Here is a 2,791-nt window from a genome sequence, read left to right on the forward strand (position 1 = left end):
GAAGAAGCTTCCCTAGAAGTTTTTCAAGCTCTCCAAACCCCTGCTCAGAGGCTGGAAGAACCCATGCGGCTCCATGACGGTTCATTATATTTACGACAGCCTTCTGGTTTTCCGCAAGGAGGAAGAGGATGGAAGGGAGCCCCATGCAGCAGCGTTCCCAGGAGGTGCTGCCCGGAGCACCGATAGCGAGATCGCTTTTGGCCATAAGTTTGGCCATGGACGGGGTGTCGATGTGCATCTGTACGGGGCAGGGAAAAGAAAGGATCTCTTGTCGGACGGCTTCCAGATGAGGGGCCTTGCCTCCCAGAACAACCTCTACTTCCAGGTTTTTGATGAAGGGGAAGGAGCGGAGCGTTTTCAGGATGCGTCCTGTGACGTTGGCGGTATCCATGCCGCCCATGGTGATGAGGATGCGGCGGAGAGCGGGGTTTGCACGCCTTTTCAGGCTTTCCGGACGCATCCGGATGAATTCATTCCGCAGAAGGACATGGTCTGTGCCCAGGAGCAGGATGCAGTGGGGAGGAACGAGGTTTTTATACTCCAGGCTTTCCGGGTCTCTGCCGGAGTCGAGAAGGATGTCACAGTCGTGGCATCTGTCCGCCAGATCATCCAGCACAAAAATTTTTCCCGTACAGGGCCGGATCTTTTTTTCCCAGCGGATGTCGAGGCCGTAATGATCTACAAGGATCCAGTTCGGCTGGATTGTTTTGAGGAAATAAAGGCTCTGGGTCGCGTCTTCTTTCCATGATCCTTCAAGCCAGGGGGCATGGGCGGGATCCCCCGGCTCCGGGTTTTCTTTCCCTGCAGCAAGGGGAAATACCGGAAAGCCATGGCTTCTGATTTTTTCCATGGAATGACCGGGGATGTCCTTGCAGAGAAAATGGCAGTCCGCACCTCTGGCTTTGAGCGCCTGGGCCAGGGTCATACAGCGCATGACATGGCCGGTGCCAATTTTTAAGGATGCATCTGTTCTGAAAACAACGTGGTTCATCTTTCTTTTTCCATAAGAAACCAGTTGAGATCTCCCTGTGAGAAATTGTTGTCCCTGCGGTACTTGAAGCCATAGCTGAGCAGTTTGAGGTCTGGAAAAGCTGTGAGAAGCTCTCCCGCAAAATCCCTTTTAAAGAGTCTGTCCTGAAAGCCCCTGTATTCCAGGGCCACAGGGGTGGGGTTGTAGTATTCAATGAGGCAGATATATTTTGAGGACAGGGCATGGAGTTTTTCATAGACAAGGGGCAGTTTTTCCGGGTGGATATGGATGAGAACCCCCTTGGTGAAGACAAAATCGAACTCCGGGAGTTCTGCTGTCTTGAGATCCAGAATGGAGCCCTGCCAGGTCTTGCCCGTGCATTTGTTTTTTAAGATATCAAAGGCCTTGGGATTGAGCTCCAGGGCAGAGGTTTCCCTTCCGGGGCAGAGCTGGTTTAGGGCCTCTATGTTAAGGCCGATGTTGGCGCCAACTTCAAAGAAGCTGCGCACGCCCCTGGTGTGGGCGAGAATTTCCGAAAACAGGTGGATGTTGGAGGCCCGAAGCTGGGGATCCCTGTTTCTTTCGATGTATTCCGCACCAAAGGAACCGGCCCAGAAGGCTTCCTGCTCGGTCTCGTATCGGTCTTGGCTCATGTCATTCCTTTTTTTGTCCTTGGGATGTTTCGGGTCTATGGGCAAACAGGGCCCTGTGCACCACATCCGTTTCCATTCCTTTGCAAATATAATGCCGCTTTCTGATACCATCTTCCACCATACCCGCTTTCTCCATGAGCTTCAGCATGGCCCTGTTCCCGGCCAGGGTTCCGGCTGTCACTTTACGCAGCCCTGCCCTGTGCAGGAGAAAGTCGGCAACGGCCTTCCAGGCCTCCAGTCCGTAGCCCTTTCCCTTTGCTTCCGGACTTCCGATGAGAATGCCCATGTCCGCAAGGCCATTGGGGACATTAACATAGGCATTGATGTTGCCGATGTGTCCCAGTCCCCTTTCTTCTTCCATGATGGCCCAGAAGTAGTGGGGGGTTTTCTCAAAGGAGCGGAGATAGGCAAGGCAGGAGGCTGCATCGTGTTCCCTGTGGCGCTGTTCGCTGTGGGCCATAAGCCTTTTGTCATTGAGCCAGCCGATGTAGGCTTTTGAGATATGGGTCTCCGTAAAGGGCGTGATCCTGAGCCTTTGGGTGCAGATGTCCGGGTATGGGGTCATGTCAGACTCCCTTTTAGCTGATCTCTGGCTTCCCATACCTTGGTGAAAGCCCGGAGAACGTCGTCCATATCGGCCTTTTCCATGGAAGGGAGCATGAGCTCGTGGGTGAAAAGGGTTTTTTCGTGCAGCTCTTCGCATACGGGGCAGTTTCCTCTGCCATAGTCCGGTACGGAGGGATTCCAGGGGGAGATGAAGGGAAAATGGCCGCTGCCGTGGGCAATTTTCTGCTGGAAAAGGGGCAGGAGGTAGAGGGGTTTCACATAACCGCAGCCGATTTTCACCCCTTCGGACTCCCGGCCTTCGGTGCAGGGAAGCTCAGCCTTTACTGCATCCATGAAGGTGTTGCGGGAAACGCCTGCAAGGGTTTCATCAAACCTGCAGGCATGGACATAAAAGGCGTGTCTGCAGTTCTCCCGGATGACGGGTGCTGTGATGGCGGGGATCCGGGAAAGGCCTTCGGCCATGTAGCGGCAGTTTTTCAGACGTTTTTCAAGCAGCCCTTCCAGTTTGCGGAGCTGGCAGCGGGCCACGGCGGCTTCCATTTCCGTCATGCGGAAATTGAAGCCCACCATGTTGACAAGGTTTGCCGTGCCCATGCCTTCC

4 protein-coding genes are annotated in these 2,791 nt (G+C 54.2%); all 4 read right to left on the reverse strand.

What is annotated here, in order from left to right; genetic code table 11:
* Positions 1 to 991 (reverse strand): UDP-2,4-diacetamido-2,4,6-trideoxy-beta-L-altropyranose hydrolase (pseG, locus tag RBR60_RS16650; RefSeq protein WP_320358900.1); only part of this gene is annotated, 991 nt, incomplete at its 3' end.
* Positions 988 to 1,623: a pseudaminic acid biosynthesis-associated methylase gene (locus RBR60_RS16655; RefSeq protein WP_320358902.1), complete on the reverse strand. Its 636-nt coding sequence runs from the start codon at positions 1,621 to 1,623 to the stop codon at positions 988 to 990. The genes RBR60_RS16655 and pseG, both read right to left, overlap by 4 nt.
* A 1-nt stretch (position 1,624) precedes the next feature.
* Positions 1,625 to 2,188 carry a GNAT family N-acetyltransferase gene (locus tag RBR60_RS16660; protein ID WP_320358904.1) on the reverse strand — a complete coding sequence of 188 codons (564 nt, stop codon included), beginning with the start codon at positions 2,186 to 2,188 and terminating at the stop codon, positions 1,625 to 1,627.
* The coding region (locus tag RBR60_RS16665; RefSeq protein WP_320358906.1) for a DegT/DnrJ/EryC1/StrS family aminotransferase at positions 2,185 to 2,791 on the reverse strand (607 nt) is incomplete at its 5' end. The genes RBR60_RS16665 and RBR60_RS16660, both read right to left, overlap by 4 nt.

The organism is Desulfobotulus sp., from assembly GCF_034006065.1.
Taxonomy (GTDB): domain Bacteria; phylum Desulfobacterota; class Desulfobacteria; order Desulfobacterales; family ASO4-4; genus Desulfobotulus.